The organism is Pseudoalteromonas sp. APC 3495 (genome assembly GCF_030407645.1).
GTDB lineage: Bacteria > Pseudomonadota > Gammaproteobacteria > Enterobacterales > Alteromonadaceae > Pseudoalteromonas > Pseudoalteromonas tetraodonis.
The window spans coordinates 36,210-51,595 of record NZ_JASDDA010000008.1; the positions used below are offsets into that span (position 1 = coordinate 36,210).

At 40.7% G+C, this 15,386-nt stretch carries 15 protein-coding genes and 1 tRNA gene; 7 read left to right on the top strand and 9 right to left on the bottom strand.

Annotated features, from left to right (window positions below; translation table 11 throughout):
• Positions 1-79: 79 nt before the first annotated feature.
• Genes purM through QL984_RS05000 form a run of 3 tightly spaced genes read left to right on the top strand, consistent with a single transcriptional unit; the run spans position 80 to position 2,530 of the window.
• Positions 80-1,132, top strand: coding sequence for a phosphoribosylformylglycinamidine cyclo-ligase (gene purM / locus QL984_RS04990; RefSeq protein ID WP_016899473.1), 1,053 nt, complete (start codon positions 80-82; stop codon positions 1,130-1,132).
• Complete coding sequence (purN, locus tag QL984_RS04995) at positions 1,132-1,779, top strand: phosphoribosylglycinamide formyltransferase (RefSeq protein ID WP_036956951.1); 648 nt, start codon at positions 1,132-1,134, stop codon at positions 1,777-1,779. Before purM ends, purN begins: the two co-directional genes overlap by 1 nt.
• A complete protein-coding gene (locus QL984_RS05000; protein ID WP_036956948.1) occupies positions 1,733-2,530 on the top strand; it encodes a DUF3108 domain-containing protein in 798 nt (265 codons plus the stop codon). Before purN ends, QL984_RS05000 begins: the two co-directional genes overlap by 47 nt.
• Positions 2,531-2,643: 113 nt before the next feature.
• Here the strand turns inward: QL984_RS05000 and QL984_RS05005 are convergent, their stop codons facing one another.
• A complete protein-coding gene (locus QL984_RS05005; protein ID WP_036983149.1) occupies positions 2,644-3,408 on the bottom strand; it encodes a class II glutamine amidotransferase in 765 nt (254 codons plus the stop codon).
• A gap of 308 nt (positions 3,409-3,716) precedes the next feature.
• On the opposite strand from QL984_RS05005, the gene fadE reads away from it, so the two are divergent.
• The gene (gene fadE / locus QL984_RS05010; RefSeq protein WP_013464564.1) at positions 3,717-6,179 is read left to right on the top strand and encodes an acyl-CoA dehydrogenase FadE; all 2,463 of its coding nucleotides are present in this window, start codon (positions 3,717-3,719) and stop codon (positions 6,177-6,179) included.
• Here fadE and QL984_RS05015 read toward each other — a convergent pair whose 3' ends face one another.
• Positions 6,180-7,292, bottom strand: coding sequence for a DUF6136 family protein (locus tag QL984_RS05015; protein ID WP_036956946.1), 1,113 nt, complete (start codon positions 7,290-7,292; stop codon positions 6,180-6,182).
• Positions 7,289-7,879 carry an ATP-binding cassette domain-containing protein gene (locus QL984_RS05020; RefSeq protein WP_036956944.1) on the bottom strand — a complete coding sequence of 197 codons (591 nt, stop codon included), beginning with the start codon at positions 7,877-7,879 and terminating at the stop codon, positions 7,289-7,291. Before QL984_RS05020 ends, QL984_RS05015 begins: the two co-directional genes overlap by 4 nt.
• 162 nt (positions 7,880-8,041) lie before the next feature.
• Here QL984_RS05020 and QL984_RS05025 point away from each other — a divergent pair, with 162 nt between their 5' ends.
• Positions 8,042-9,985 (top strand): S9 family peptidase, encoded by a 1,944-nt coding sequence (locus QL984_RS05025; RefSeq protein ID WP_036956943.1) that lies wholly within the window; start codon positions 8,042-8,044, stop codon positions 9,983-9,985.
• A 63-nt stretch (positions 9,986-10,048) separates the two neighbouring features.
• Here QL984_RS05025 and QL984_RS05030 read toward each other — a convergent pair whose 3' ends face one another.
• The 5 genes from QL984_RS05030 to dnaQ all read right to left on the bottom strand — a co-directional run bounded on the left by QL984_RS05030 (position 10,049) and on the right by dnaQ (position 13,215).
• Positions 10,049-10,612: a transcriptional regulator gene (locus tag QL984_RS05030; RefSeq protein ID WP_232311339.1), complete on the bottom strand. Its 564-nt coding sequence runs from the start codon at positions 10,610-10,612 to the stop codon at positions 10,049-10,051.
• A 43-nt stretch (positions 10,613-10,655) separates the two neighbouring features.
• Positions 10,656-10,754, bottom strand: a complete 99-nt coding sequence (locus QL984_RS05035; RefSeq protein ID WP_016899469.1) for a helix-turn-helix domain-containing protein — start codon at positions 10,752-10,754, stop codon at positions 10,656-10,658.
• Positions 10,755-10,946: 192 nt separating this feature from the next.
• Positions 10,947-11,023, bottom strand: a tRNA-Asp gene (locus QL984_RS05040).
• 98 nt (positions 11,024-11,121) lie between these two features.
• Positions 11,122-12,492 carry a TIGR03503 family protein gene (locus QL984_RS05045; protein ID WP_128583293.1) on the bottom strand — a complete coding sequence of 457 codons (1,371 nt, stop codon included), beginning with the start codon at positions 12,490-12,492 and terminating at the stop codon, positions 11,122-11,124.
• Between the two features lie 9 nt (positions 12,493-12,501).
• Complete coding sequence (gene dnaQ / locus QL984_RS05050; protein WP_058154394.1) at positions 12,502-13,215, bottom strand: DNA polymerase III subunit epsilon; 714 nt, start codon at positions 13,213-13,215, stop codon at positions 12,502-12,504.
• A 68-nt stretch (positions 13,216-13,283) separates the two neighbouring features.
• Between dnaQ and rnhA the strand changes: the two genes are divergently transcribed.
• On the top strand, positions 13,284-13,748 hold the full coding sequence (gene rnhA, locus QL984_RS05055; RefSeq protein WP_013464557.1) for a ribonuclease HI: 465 nt from the start codon (positions 13,284-13,286) through the stop codon (positions 13,746-13,748).
• Between the two features lie 14 nt (positions 13,749-13,762).
• Here the strand turns inward: rnhA and QL984_RS05060 are convergent, their stop codons facing one another.
• Complete coding sequence (locus QL984_RS05060; RefSeq protein ID WP_128583294.1) at positions 13,763-14,524, bottom strand: class I SAM-dependent methyltransferase; 762 nt, start codon at positions 14,522-14,524, stop codon at positions 13,763-13,765.
• A 53-nt stretch (positions 14,525-14,577) separates the two neighbouring features.
• Between QL984_RS05060 and gloB the strand changes: the two genes are divergently transcribed.
• On the top strand, positions 14,578-15,351 hold the full coding sequence (gloB, locus tag QL984_RS05065) for a hydroxyacylglutathione hydrolase (protein WP_128583295.1): 774 nt from the start codon (positions 14,578-14,580) through the stop codon (positions 15,349-15,351).
• Positions 15,352-15,386 lie beyond the last annotated feature (35 nt).

Here is a 15,386-nt window from a genome sequence, read left to right on the forward strand (position 1 = left end):
ACTAGCCGCGCCCTTGCAATTGTTGTAAAATACGCGCGTTTCTAAGTAAGCATCAAAACAACTATTTTGAGGAAAACCTGTGAGCGAACAAAAACAGTCTCTAAGCTATAAAGACGCGGGCGTAGATATCGACGCTGGTAATGCACTTGTTGAGCGTATTAAAGGCGTAGTTAAAAAAACTCGTCGTCCTGAAGTGATGGGCGGAATTGGTGGTTTTGGCGCACTTTGCGAAATTCCTGAAGGTTATAAGCAACCTGTACTTGTAGCAGGCACTGACGGTGTTGGCACTAAGTTACGCTTAGCAATTGACCTTAAAAAGCACGATACTGTAGGTATCGACTTAGTTGCGATGTGTGTAAATGATTTAATAGTACAAGGCGCTGAACCCCTGTTTTTTCTAGATTACTATGCAACGGGTAAACTAGATGTAGACACAGCAGCCGACGTAGTAACCGGTATTGGTAAAGGTTGTGAAATTTCAGGTTGTGCCCTAATTGGTGGCGAAACAGCTGAAATGCCAGGTATGTATGATGGTGAAGACTACGACATGGCAGGCTTTTGTACCGGTGTGGTAGAAAAATCAAAAATTATTGATGGCACTAAAGTAGCTGCAGGCGATCAACTTATTGCCCTTGCTTCTAGCGGTCCTCACTCAAATGGTTTCTCTTTAATTCGTAAAGTTTTAGAAGTCTCTAACGCTGATACTAATCAAGTGATTGATGGCAAAACCTTAGGTGAGCATCTTTTAGAACCAACACGTATTTACGTTAAACCATTACTTGAGTTGTTCAAGCAAGTAGACGTGCATGCCCTTTCGCATATTACTGGTGGCGGTTTTTGGGAAAATATCCCACGCGTATTACCTGAATCTGCTAAAGCGGTTGTTAAAGGTGATAGCTGGCAGTGGCCAAGTGTGTTTAGCTGGTTGCAAGAAAACGGCAACATTACAACACATGAAATGTACCGCACATTTAACTGTGGTGTAGGCATGGTGTTAGTTGTACCTGCGGATGAGCTTGAAAATAGCTTAAATATCTTAAAAGATCTTGGCGAGAACGCATGGCACCTTGGTGAAATCCAAGATGCAGTTGCTGGCGAAGAGCAAGTTGAAATTGTAGGTGGTGCTGCGTAATGGCACCCACTCGTCTAGTAGTTTTGATCTCAGGCAGTGGCTCAAATTTACAAGCCATTATAGACGCCTGTGAAAGCGGCGAGATAAACGCCCATATAGCGGCTGTTATTAGTAACAAAGCAGACGCTTATGGGTTAGAGCGTGCAAAAAATGCAGGTATTGCCACACACGTGCTGAGTCATAAAGAGTTTGACTCACGCGAAGCGTACGATGCCCAGTTAATGCATATAATTGACTCTTTTGAACCAAATCTAGTTGTATTAGCTGGGTTTATGCGTATTCTAACTCCTAGCTTAGTGCAAAAATATGTTGGAAAAATGTTGAACATTCATCCATCTTTGTTGCCTAAGTATCAGGGGCTGAATACCCACCAAAGAGCAATTGATGCAAAAGACGACGTTCACGGCGTTAGTGTTCACTTTGTTACTGAAGAATTAGACGGCGGACCCGTTATTCTTCAAGCCAAAGTGCCTGTATTAGCAGACGATACAGCAGACACGCTCGCTAAGCGTGTGCATGCGCAAGAGCACATAATTTATCCTTTGGTGGTCAAGTGGTTCAGTGAACAACGACTTACGATGGAAGCAGATTATGCAGTTCTTGACGAAAAACAACTTCCTGCACACGGCGCGCACTACCCAAAATAAAAAATTAAGTGCCTGGCTATTATGTGCGGGCACTTTATTACTTCCTACCAGCCTGATTGCAGGTGAGTTAACCCAGTATCAAGCCAGCTACGATATTTTGCGCAAAGGCGCAAATCATGGTACAGCCGAGCGGACGCTTAAAAAACTCGATAATAATAACTACCAAGTCACTTACCATAGCGATATTGAATGGATGATTTTCTCTGACTCACGTCAAGAGTCATCAACTTTTAGCTTTGCTAACGATAAAGTAGAGCCTATTCAGTACTCTATGATCCGCACGGGGACTGGGCCTGACAAAAAGTATGAAATTAACTTTGATCGTCAAACACAAACTGTCACCAGTAACACCAGCGACTACCCGTTAAAATGCCAATGGCATGATAACTTCCAAGATGGTATTTCTTATCAAGTGCAAGTTCGAGAAGGACTTAAAAAAGGAAAAACCAGTTTTTCGTTTCCACTGGTTGATAAAAAAGGTAATTGCCGTGACTACGACTTTGAAGTGGTAGAAACCGAAATGATTTCCTTACCTATAGGTAATGTAGAAGCCATTAAAGTAAAACGTTTATACGACAATGACAAACGCCAAGCCTTAGCATGGTTTGCCCCAGAAATGGATTATATGCTCGTGCGCATGTGGAAAGGTGAAAAAGGTGTGGAACAGTTTGAAGTGCAGATGAAATCGTTTACCGTGATCACTCCACCGGCTTTACCTGCACAAGTTAAAAACGAAATAACCCCCGAATAAATTACTTACAAGATGCAATACGAAACGCCCAAGTATGACAACCATAACTTGGGCTTTTCATTTTAATACTTAGATTTGAAACTTTAAGTTGGGTTTCGTTTTACTCTACCAACCTACATTAATTCACCCATTTTAAATAACGCAAACTCTCCTGGCTGCATTTTTTGCCAGCGTTCATCGTTGGTTAGCGGCCTTGTTGCTATAACCGTTACCACATCGTTTGGCGTGGTTTCTTGTTGAAAGTCGACCACCATATCAGCATCAATAAGTGTTGCTTTACCAAATGGCGCACGGCGCGTTATATAATGTAAATTATTAGTACAATACGCTAAAACAAATACACCATCGGTCAATAACATATTAAACACGCCTTTTTCACGTAGCGTATGCGAAAGCTTAGCCGCATATCTAAAAACCGACGCCATATTACTTGGTCGCTGCGGGTACTTTTCACGAATTTTTTCAAGCAACCAGCAAAATGCCAACTCGCTATCGGTATTACCCACAGGTCGATAATATTCAGGTTTTAAATCATGATAATTTGAAAGCTGCCCGTTATGAGCATAGGTTATTTCACGCCCCCACAATTCACGAGTAAACGGATGAGTATTTTCAAGACATACCCGACCTCGATTTCCTTGGCGAATGTGGCTAATAACTGATACGCTTTTAATCGGATAAGCTTTAACTAATTTAGCTATTTCTGACTGGTAACTTGGCTCGGGATCTTTAAAGGTTCTACAACCTTTGCCTTCATAAAAAGTAATGCCCCAGCCATCTTTATGCGGCCCCGTATTGCCACCGCGCTCCAACAACCCTGAAAAACTAAAACAAATATCCGTTGGCACATTGGCTGACATGCCAAGTAATTCACACATAAAATAAATAAACCTTTAAAAAGCTAAACATAGAATATCGTTCTATTTTTAATAAGCGTACACTGATCATCATAAGTATATTTACTTAATTAAACTTATATTACTACTAGATTAATTGATTTTTTTAATGCTTATATTTTTTATGATAAGCCAAAATAAACCATTACAGTTAAACTGTTCGTATAACATACAACGCATTGTAATAATCGTACCGATAACTACACTTTAATCTAAGTAATGTACTTGAAACTTAGCGTTACTAGCGCTACTCTAAACGAGGTGGTCTGACCTCTATTAAGGAATTAGCAATGACACTCATATTTACACTCGGTTTAATCGCACTGCTCAGCATTGCGCTTTACCACAGAGCGAGTTGGAACACAGCACTTGGTGTTTCTGCCGCAACATTATTAATTGGTACCTTTGCTGGTGCTTTTGGTTTAATTAGCTGGGTGATCTTTTTAATCATCGCAGTGCCTCTTTCTGTTACTGGCATTCGTCAGCAATATATTATCAAGCCTATTTTCAAGGTCTTCAAAAAAGTTACACCGAGCATGTCTGACACCGAAAAGTCAGCTATTGATGCCGGTACAACTTGGTGGGAAGCTGATTTATTTTGTGGTAACCCAGATTGGAAAAAGCTTCACCAGTATCCAGTTCCAAAACTTACTATTGAAGAGCAGGCATTTATCGACGGACCTGTTGAAGTTGTATGTAGTATGCTGGACGATTGGGAAGCTACGCATGAGCTAACGGATTTACCTCAGGACGTATGGCAATATCTGAAAGATAACAAATTCTTTGCCATGATCATTAAAAAGGAATACGGCGGCTTAGAATTCTCTGCATTTGCACAATCGTGTGTACTGCAAAAACTAACCAGTAAATCAACATTGCTTTCGTCAATTGTTGGAGTACCTAACTCGTTAGGCCCGGGTGAGTTATTACAGCACTACGGTACTGAAGATCAAAAAAATCATTACTTACCGCGTTTAGCAAGCGGTCAAGAAATTCCATGTTTTGCTCTTACTTCGCCAGAGGCAGGTTCTGATGCAAGCTCAATTCCAGACTACGGTGTAGTATGTAAAGGGCAATGGAATGGCGAAGAAGTAGTCGGTGTAAGCCTTACATGGAACAAGCGTTACATTACACTTGCACCTGTAGCTACGGTTCTTGGTCTAGCATTTAAATTACAAGATCCAGATGGATTATTAAGTGACGTTAAAGAGCCTGGTATTACCTGTGCACTTATCCCAACAGATACCCCTGGGGTAGAAATTGGTCGTCGTCACTTCCCGCTTAATGTGCCGTTCCAAAATGGCCCTACTCGCGGTAAAGATATTTTTGTACCACTTGATTACATTATTGGTGGCCCAGAAATGGCTGGTCAAGGCTGGCGTATGCTGGTTGAGTGTTTATCGGTTGGTCGTGCAATTACGTTGCCGTCAAATTCAGCCGGTGGCATTAAAATGATTGCTGTAGCAACCGGTGCTTATAGCCGTATTCGTCGTCAATTCCGCTTACCAATTGGTAAAATGGAAGGGGTTGAAGAGTCAATGGCGAAGCTTGCCGGTTATGCTTACAGCTCAGACGCTGCAGTAAGTATGTCTACCGGTGCTGTTGATTTAGGCGAAAAACCATCTGTGATTTCGGCTATTATTAAATACCACCTTACCGAGCAAATGCGCGATGCCACCATTCATGCAATGGACGTGCTAGGCGGTAAAGGGATCATGCTTGGGCCAAATAACTATTTAGGTCGTGGCTATCAAGGTGCACCTATTGCCATTACCGTTGAAGGTGCAAACATCTTGACCCGTAATATGATTATTTATGGTCAAGGTGCTATTCGTTGTCATCCATTTGTACTTACCGAGCTAGGTGCGTGTGAAATTGAAGACCGCGAAGAAGCGCTTAACGTATTTGATAAAGCGCTAATGGGCCACATTGGCTTTACCATGTCTAACCTAGTACGCACTAAGTGGCTTGCACTTACTGGCGCTCGCTTTACTAGTGTGCCGTACAAAGACGAAACGGCAGAGTTTTATCGTATAGCTTCACGCTTTAGTGCATCGCTTGCACTTATGTCTGATATTAGTATGGCAGTATTTGGTGGTTCACTTAAACGTAAAGAACGTATTTCAGCACGCTTAGGTGACTTATTAAGCTACCTTTACTTAGTGTCTGCAACGCTTAAACGTTATAACGACGAAGGCCGTAAAAAAGAAGATTTTGCACTGGTTCAGTGGAGCTGTCAGGATCACCTTTACCACTGTCAACGTGCGCTTGCTGATTTAATCAACAATATGCCATCTGCACCACTTCGTGGCGTATTAAAAGTATTGTTATTCCCGTTTGGTCGCCCGGTTCGTAAACCTACCGACAAACTTGAGCATAAACTAGCGCAATTACTGCAAGTGCCTAGCGAAACGCGTAATCGTTTAGCAAGTTATGTATACCTTACAAACGAGCCGCTTAACCTTGTAGGTCGTCAAGAGCAAACGCTTAAAGACGTGCTAGAGGTAGAGCCTTTATTTGAACGCGTATGTAAAGAGAAAGGCGTTAAATTGCCATTCTTCCAACTTGATAAAGTGGCGCAAATGGGCTTAGAAGCCGGCATTTTAAGCCAAGCTGAAGCTGATAAGTTAGCAGCTGTTGAACAAGCTCGCTTAGACGTTATTAACGTTGACGACTTTGACCCTGCAGATTTACTTGCCGGCAAAGCAGCGCGTAATAGCAAAGCTAAATCTAAAAAGGCAGATGCCGCTTAACTAATTTAGTAAAGCTAGTAGCAACCCTGTTGAAATTAGCCAAACCAGCGCATAATGCGCTGGTTTTTTTTGTGCAAGGTAAACCTGTAATACACACCACATATTTCCAATGACAAATAATACAATATGAGTGTAACCAAAAATAACGCTATAACTTATTGTGGCTAATAAAAACAGCAATATGCTAGGTAAAAAATGGCTAATATAAAAGGCGCGTTCTCGCTGGCATGTTTTAAAAAATAATCGATACTGCTCATACACCCTACCGCAATCAAATTGCAATGAACTACTAAAGAGTACAATAAAAGCCATGGCTAATATCACAAGTATAGGTACTAAATCAGCACGTTCGTTTATTAGCGCAGCTGATGCCATGAATACACATAAAAGTAACGACACGCGCCAAACAAGTGTCCAACAATGGTTTAATAAATAACAAAACCAAAAGCCCAATAATGAACTTACTGCAATACGCCCGTTAACATTAACCACGGGGACAAAAAGGCTCAGCGCAAACAATAAAGTAAAGCCCATATGATAAGTGAGCGGCTGCATATGAATAGGAACACACACTAATATCACGCTAAACAAAAAGCCATATACCAGTGCGCTGGTTTTGTATAAACACAAAACGCCCAAGCTAAACTGCAGCAACATAAATACAATAAAATGCGGTACTTTAACCCATTGTGATAGCGTTAAATCTAGCGCAATTAATACACTGGCTATAAGCCATGCATTACTGAGCGTTAATAGTTTAATATCGACTAAATATAACCAAACTGATCGTGCAATAGTTTGCTGAAATAACCGCTGCTTACTATTTTTAATTGCTGACTTCATTGCGCTGAGCATCACACTTTGTAGTAACAAATAAAATAAAGCCATTTGTGCACCGTATTGGGGTGCTGCGCTGCTGTCTATAATTTTTCCAAGGCCTAAAAAAAGTAGCAATATCAAACCCAACACTGACGAGCCTAACACCACTAAAAATAACAACCCAAAGCTTTTTAGTTGTAACAATAATTGCGTGAGTTCAGTTTTGTAAGCCTGATAACGATAATCCATAAAAGAGCGATATTGCCCGATTGATTGTTTTAAATTTGCAATCATAACGGTATACACTCAAAGCCACGTTCAATAAATGGCGCTGGTTCATGGCAGGTGATAACTATTTGCCCATTTTGCTTATCTATTAGATATTCATCAAGCAGTACTAATAAATACTGAATACTGGCTTGATCAAGTGCTGCGCTGGGTTCGTCTAGAAGTAAATAAGGTGCATCACGCATAAGCGCTAAAATTAACTGGCATTTCTTTTGATTACCTGACGACAGCGCATCAAAACGAGTATTTAAAAATTCATTGAAATTAAACCCATCTATTATTGTCGTTGGCCAATCACAACCCAGCGTATTCACGGACAAGTTAATAATTTGCTTTGCCGTAAGAAAGTCAGGTAAAGCAATACAGTCTGAGGCTATAGCAACTTGTTTATGCGGTTCGGTTAATGCTTTTTTAGAAAATAAAATCTGCCCACTTTGGCGCGTTTCGAGCTCTGCCAACATCATCAACAACGTTGTTTTACCTTGGCCATTAGGCGCTTCAATGCATATTTTAGGTGCACAAAACTGCACACTATAACCACTGTACAATACGTTTTCAGCAAACTGTTTATGTAACCCAATGACTTCTATCATAAATACTCCCTGATTTTGAAAGTGAATTATAACTAGTTTTCTATTTTCGTGGGCTACATGGTTTGTAACACTTTATTGCAGTTCGAATAGGCTAATTACTTGCGTTTAAAAAACCTTCGGTTAACACTAAAAGTCCATAATTATAATCCAAGGAATGTATCTATGAAAAAAGCCCTCAAATTTGCCTGTATTACCTGTGCAGTATCAATTGCATTAACAGGTTGCAATCAATCTAATAATTCAGCCTCTACCCCTGTGGCAACTGAGCAAACACGACAAGTAAAAACCTATAACGCTAAAACCTTTTTTGATACAACATCTATCATGGGCAGTAGCTTTTCCCCGACTGGCGATAAAGTTCTAGTTAGTAGCGATGAAAGCGGTATTTACAGCTTGTATGAAGTTGACGTAAAAACAGGTAGCAAAACGCGCCTAACCAATTTTGAAGACAGCACCTACCCTATTCGCTATTTCCCAAATGATGAGCGTGTACTATTTACCAAGGACTCAGGCGGTAATGAGCGCTACCATGTTTATGTGCGTGAAGTTGATGGTTCAATCAAAGATTTAACCCCAGGGGAAGAAACCCGCGCGAGTTTTGCAGGCTTTACTAAAGATGGCAGTCAGTTTTTTATTACCAGTAATCAACGCGATGCCAAGTTTATGGACTTGTATCGCGTAGATAGCAAAACCTATAAAGTCACGCCCGTTTATCAAAACACACAAGGACTAGATGTGGGCGCAATTAGCCCCGATGGACGCTACATTGCGCTGTCTAAAAATAATACCAATAAAGACAGCGATACGTTTATTCTTGATACCTATAAGAAAACCCTCAAGCCGCAATTAATTTCAAAACACGATACACCAGCACAATATACGCCTGAGACCTTCTCTGTAGACAGCAAATATTTATACTACTCAACAGACGCTAAAGGAGAGTTTTCAGAGGTGTGGCAATATGAGCTCGCCACAGGCAAGCACAGTCCAGCATTAAAAGATGATTGGGACGTTAGCTTTATTGATTTTTCTAAATCTGGGCGATACCAAGTAAGCGGTGTAAATGCTGATGCCAGCACAAAGGTCACAGTAAAAGACACGCAAACAGGGGATGAAATTGCCATGCCTAAATTACCTGCGGGAAATCTACGTGGTGTGAATTTCTCAAGCGATGAGAAAACCATGGCGTTTTATTTAAATTCAGATACCTCACCAAGCAACTTATTTGTTTGGCAAGTTGGCAGTAATGAAGCCAAGCAACTTACCAACACATTAAGTGAAGATATAGATCAAAACGACTTAGTAGAGAGCACCATTGTGCGCTTTAAAAGTTTTGATGGTTTAGAAATACCGGGCGTATTATACAAACCAAAACAAGCCAGCAGCACCAATAAAGTACCTGCACTTATTTGGGTGCATGGCGGCCCAGGTGGGCAAAGCCGAACTGGTTATAGCGCAATGCAGCAACATTTAGTTAATCATGGCTATGCTATTTTTGCCGTCAATAACCGCGGTAGCTCAGGCTATGGTAAAACATTTTTCCATTTAGACGATAAAAAACATGGCACCGATGATCTACAAGATATTATCTACGGTAAAAAACACTTACAAAGCCTAGATTGGGTCGATGCAGATAAAATCGGCATCATGGGTGGTAGCTACGGCGGTTTTATGACCGCAGCCGCGCTTGCCTTTAAACCGGAAGAGTTCAAAGTAGGTATCAATATTTTTGGTGTGACTAACTGGGTACGCACACTGAACTCAATTCCACCATGGTGGGAAAGCTTTAAAAAGGCGCTTTACGATGAAATGGGCGATCCTGCCACCGATGGTGAACGTCACCGTGCTATTTCACCGCTGTTTCATGCCGATAACATCACTAAGCCTTTAATGGTGATACAAGGTGCTAATGATCCACGCGTATTACAAGTTGAAAGCGATGAGTTGGTTGCTGCGGTTAAAGCTAATGGTGTGCCAGTAGAATATGTATTATTTGATGATGAAGGACACGGTTTTAGCAAAAAAGAAAACCGTATCAGCGCCTCAAACGCCTACCTCAACTTTTTAGATACTTACTTAAAAGAGTTATTTGGCCCACAAGGATAATTGGAAGCCAATTTATATTAAAGCCTGCTGCGTTTTCATGTACGCAGGCTTTTTATTACTTTTTTATTGCTTGGTTAATCTGGGTTCCAGTAAAGCGAACGCCAAACCAAATACAGCAGCCAAAATACCTAAAAACTCAAACCAACTATTGCCTGCATGTGGTATTGTTCGCGAGAGTTCATTTACGTTATAAAGTCGTTTACCTCCCTCGACTTCTTCAACAAATGATTCACCGATGTATTCATCCATTAACTTAAAACTGGGTACCCTTCTGGCCAGCATTTCACGAGTTTTTTCCTCTCTTTTCTCTCGGTTTGAATCAATAATATAATTGCTCCAATGAGTATATATATTTAGAGGTTCATCATTTTTGATCACACCCAGTGATTTATATTCGTAAAAGCGCTCATTGAACAGATAATTTTTATGTCCTGCATAAAATAATGCACAGCCAAAAGAAATCAGAAACATAGCGAGGTATATAATTTTACGCTGTGCGACTGAGCTCTTTACTGCTTTACTTTTAAACCACAGCTCTAAATCGGGTATTTGCATGAGTCTTGTTTTGTCATGGCTGTAGGTAAGGGGCTTCATAAACTCATCAATTGAAAGGTCTAATGCTATCAATAAAGCTCTAAATATTTCATTCGAGGGAATTGATTTATCGTTTTCAAGTTTTGATATATATACCTACTTGCTGGGCAAATTCAGGTTGGCTCAATTTTTTATTATTTCTTAGCTGCTTTAATTGCTGACCTAATGTACTCATCTTAATGCTTCCTTTTTTAAAGTGAGATTAGATTCTTGGTAATTCATGCAGAGATAAGAAGCTGAATATTGAAGAATAGACAAGAATATTAGCAGGTTAGTATATAAGAGTCGAGCTGATAGCTGATAAAAATGATGTTTGGATTTATTAATAAGTAAATTATCTATTGCTTGTTATTGAGGAAATAACAAGTGGCGGAGTGGACGGGACTCGAACCCGCGACCCCCGGCGTGACAGGCCGGTATTCTAACCAACTGAACTACCACTCCGCATTTTCGTTGCTGTCTGAGTCTCCCCTGACAGCGGCGTGAATAATACGAACCAGCCCCTACTTCGTCAAGGGCTTTTTTGTTTTTTTACAGGTTTTTTAGTCATCTGACATCGAAAGGTTTAAAATTTCACCTGTTTTGTCATTTTTTGAGCCATTTTCTGCATCAGTTGTTTTTTGCTGTTCTGATTTTTTTGCCTCGGTTGCTTTCTTTTTCTTTAAAAAAGCAAAATTCAATTTAAGTTTTATTGGTTTATTCTGCACAAAAACACGAATACATAACCAACCAATAAATAATATGGCCAAATTCCCACCAATAATTAAACTTACCATTACACCGGTTGCCATTACTTTTGGTTTTATAACAGGCTCTGGAATATTTTCTTCCTTAATGAGGCTCGCTTTTGGAATTTCAGGAATAACTTCTATCGGTCTTTCTATTTCAAATAAATAGGTTGGCAACGTAGCCATAAACTCTCTGTCATTTACTGTTGAGCCAAACACAGAAATTTCAATGTTGTAACGTCCCCATCCGTAATCTTGTAAAGCCAGTTCTCTTACTGCGGTGTTATTAGTGTCTAAGTAAAATACTTGCTCTTCATTATTGGGATAATAAATTTTCCCTTGCATGATAACGGTTTCAGGCTTTAATAACTTTTCATCAATATTTATAGTAATACGGTGATCGTCCCCCTCATCGGTTGCTTCAACTGAGGTAAAACTAAAAGGCGGCTCATGCACAACTATCGTGTCTTGAACAACTCGTCGCTCAAGGACATCGGTGGTAATATAAAGTTCTGGCCGCCACTCGCCTGGAGTAAAATTTAAAGTAAACTCACCCGTAAACACACCGTCTTTTGCACTTTCATCAAATCCGTAGCCATCGTCTTTAAATTCAGTAACTTGCTGTATGCCCGCTCCAAAATTTTCAAAATTTTCATTATTAGTACTCACAAAACTCACATTGAGCGATACCGCATCTTTGAAAAGATTAGCGCGAATGGGCTCGCCATCATTTAAAATCTCACCGGTTACCTTTACAGTTTCACCCTGAAAAAGAATCTTAGGGAGTGGATCAACCTTAAGCGATAGCTCACCAATTACAACAATACGGCTCTGTGGCATTATTTGGCCAATAACTTGCCATGGCCCAGGCATAGGGTTGCGAATAACCACTAGATCGTAATTTAATTCGTCGTACCAATCTAGGCTGGTGTTTCTTACCGCATTGGTTGCAAAGTACTTAGTGCCATCGGGTCTAACTAAAATAACGGCAGGCGAGCCAGGACGTCTAAAAAATATTAATTTTATTTCATCAATTTTGTCATCTATACGAAAACGGTTATCCAGTAACGGGATTTCATTTTGTTTACCGCTGCCTTTTAACTCTTCAACTTGCTTTACGCTGTGTGCATCGGGGTGGAAACACACGGCAATTAAAAGCAGTGAAACTACTAATAGCGTTTTCATAATAATGCCCTATTCAGCGCGCCATAAACAATGGCCGCCCTCCTTTTGTACAATGTCTAAACGCGTTTGATGTGCGCTTTGCTCTGCTTCGCTTGCTGCTATAACTACCAAAGGCGCCCTGTCGCTACTTAGGCGTCTAATACCGCCTTTTTGATCTTCACTTGAGTCATCTTTGTTTTGATTTAGGTTTAGCTTTACTTGTCCACCGGTCATTGCCAGGTAAACATCGGCTAAAATTTCAGAATCCAGTAAGGCGCCATGTAACGTCCGCTTAGTGTTATCAACATCGTAGCGACGGCAAAGCGCATCCAGGTTGTTCTTTTGTCCTGGATGCAAGTCACGCGCCATTTTAAGGGTATCAAGCACGCCACAAAAATCATGGGTGTTTTGATAACCTTGATTTAATAACGCAAATTCATTATCCATATGGCCAATATCGAACGGCGCGTTATGAATAACGAGTTCTGCGTCTTTAATATAGTCAAAAAACTCTTGGGCAATGTCTCTAAAAAGCGGTTTGTCACGTAAAAATTCGTTGGTAATACCGTGAACGTCGATTGCTTCTTCTTCAATGCTGCGTTGTGGATTTATGTAAACGTGAAAATTATTGCCGGTTAACCGGCGATTCATTAGCTCCACACAGCCAATCTCAATGATTCGATGCCCTTGTTTAGGGTCGATGCCGGTGGTTTCTGTATCTAAAACTATTTGTCTGCGTGCCATATCGAATTAAGCCTGACTCTGGTATCTTTCTATAATCACTTTATTGTACATAATATCAAGGTAAAACAGTGCAAAAAACCGTAGAGATTTACACCGATGGTTCGTGTTTAGGTAATCCAGGCCCCGGTGGTTATGGTATTTTTATGATTTATGAAGCCCACGAAAAAAAATTAAGTCAAGGTTACAAACTCACAACAAACAACCGCATGGAAATGCTAGCTGCCATTGTTGCGCTAGAATCACTTAATCGTTCATGTCCTGTTACCCTGACTACCGATAGCCAATACGTAAAACAAGGCATTGAGTCGTGGATCACCAATTGGAAAAAACGCGGTTGGCAAACCTCTGCTAAAAAGCCGGTTAAAAATGTCGACTTATGGAAACGTCTCGATAAAGCCTGCGCCGAGCACGATGTTACTTGGAAATGGGTAAAAGGTCACAGTGGCCATAAATATAATGAAATTGTTGACGACCTTGCCCGTGATGCGGCCAGCGGCAACAACTTAATTGATGATGAAGGTTACCAACCGTAACCCTCTACATCATGCTATTTTTTATTTTGCTGATAATGTTGCTTTGAGGTCTGCCTAAGCCCTACCCCTTTTATTGGCGCAAATTGTGGCCGTGCATGCCACTTAGGTTTTATTGGCGTAAGTGGCGCAACACGCTTTCGTGCCACCAGCAAATATACACTGCCCATAGGTTTTAAATATTGCTTGGTAAAGCTGCGCCAAAACGCAAACCGCGACAACCGGTTACCGCGTGCCAACGATGAATAAATAAAGCGCTCATCGGCCACAATTTCAAACCCAAGCAAATTAAGCCAGTCTTTTACCCGTGCAGGGGTAAAAAAGCGCCCTGTCCACGGTAATTTTTGACCACTAAATGGCAGTAATTGCGCTAACCCACAAAAGCTAAAAGGATTAAAACCGGTAATGGCAATATAACCGCCGGGAATAAGCGAACGATGAGCCTCACGTAATATATGATGCGGATCTGAGTGATACTCTAAACAATGGCTCATAATGCACGCATCTATACTGTGCTCATAAAAAGGCAGTTCGTCTATGTCAGCCACCACTCCGGTATAAGGGCCTGGCTCTGCAACACATACTTGATGCTTAATGGAACTTTTGCTGGTATCTAACTCGCCACTTAAATTACCCAATTTAAGCATATGATAGCCAAACATACGTGGTAACCACGGCGACAATTTGCGTTCTATATCACAACGTAAATAATCACCATGCGGAAACTGTTGCCATGACAACGGTTTGGGGCCTTCTTGAAAACTAAGGGCTGGTTTCATTATATAAGCTCGTTATAATATTAATTAAATACCACTTTATAGAGCAACGATACATGGTGCAAGTCAAAGCAATTAAAGCCTTTTCTGATAACTACATTTGGTGCTTAACCACCGAGCATAATAATCAAGCGTGGGTGGTTGACCCTGGCCAATCTGCGCCGGTCACTGAGCATTTAGCACAGTATAATTTAACCCTAGGCGGTATTTTGATAACGCATCATCATTATGATCACACTGATGGCGTTGCCCAATTAGTAAAACAGTATCCAAACGTTGAGGTTTACGGCCCAAGTAACAGTCCATTTAAAGGAATAACAATGCCTTTAAATGAAGACCAAACGATTACCGTTTTAGGCACCTCATTTAATATTATCACCACGCCTGGCCACACACTCGATCATATTTGTTATGTTAATGATGCACTTGCCTTTACTGGCGACACCCTATTTAGTGGTGGTTGTGGGCGCTTATTTGAAGGCAGCCCAGAGCAAATGTGGCATTCATTTAATAAGTTGCGAGCACTGCCAAGTGATTGCAAAGTGTATTGCACCCACGAATACACCCAAGCAAACTTGGCCTTTGCAAAAGCGGTTGAGCCACGAAACCCCGAATTACTCGCTTACAGCCAGCAAGTAGATGAATTGCGTAATAAAGATGAAATAACGTTGCCAAGTACCATAGGCCATGAGCTGAAAATTAACCCTTTTATGCGTAGTAATTTGCCAAACATTACAGAATTAATACCAAAAGAATATTGTTTAGTTACAAAAAACAATGAACCTTGGGAAAACTTTGCTAGTCTGAGAAAGTTCAAAGATCATTTTTAATTTGGGCCTGTTGACCTTTCAAGGTTAAACATGCG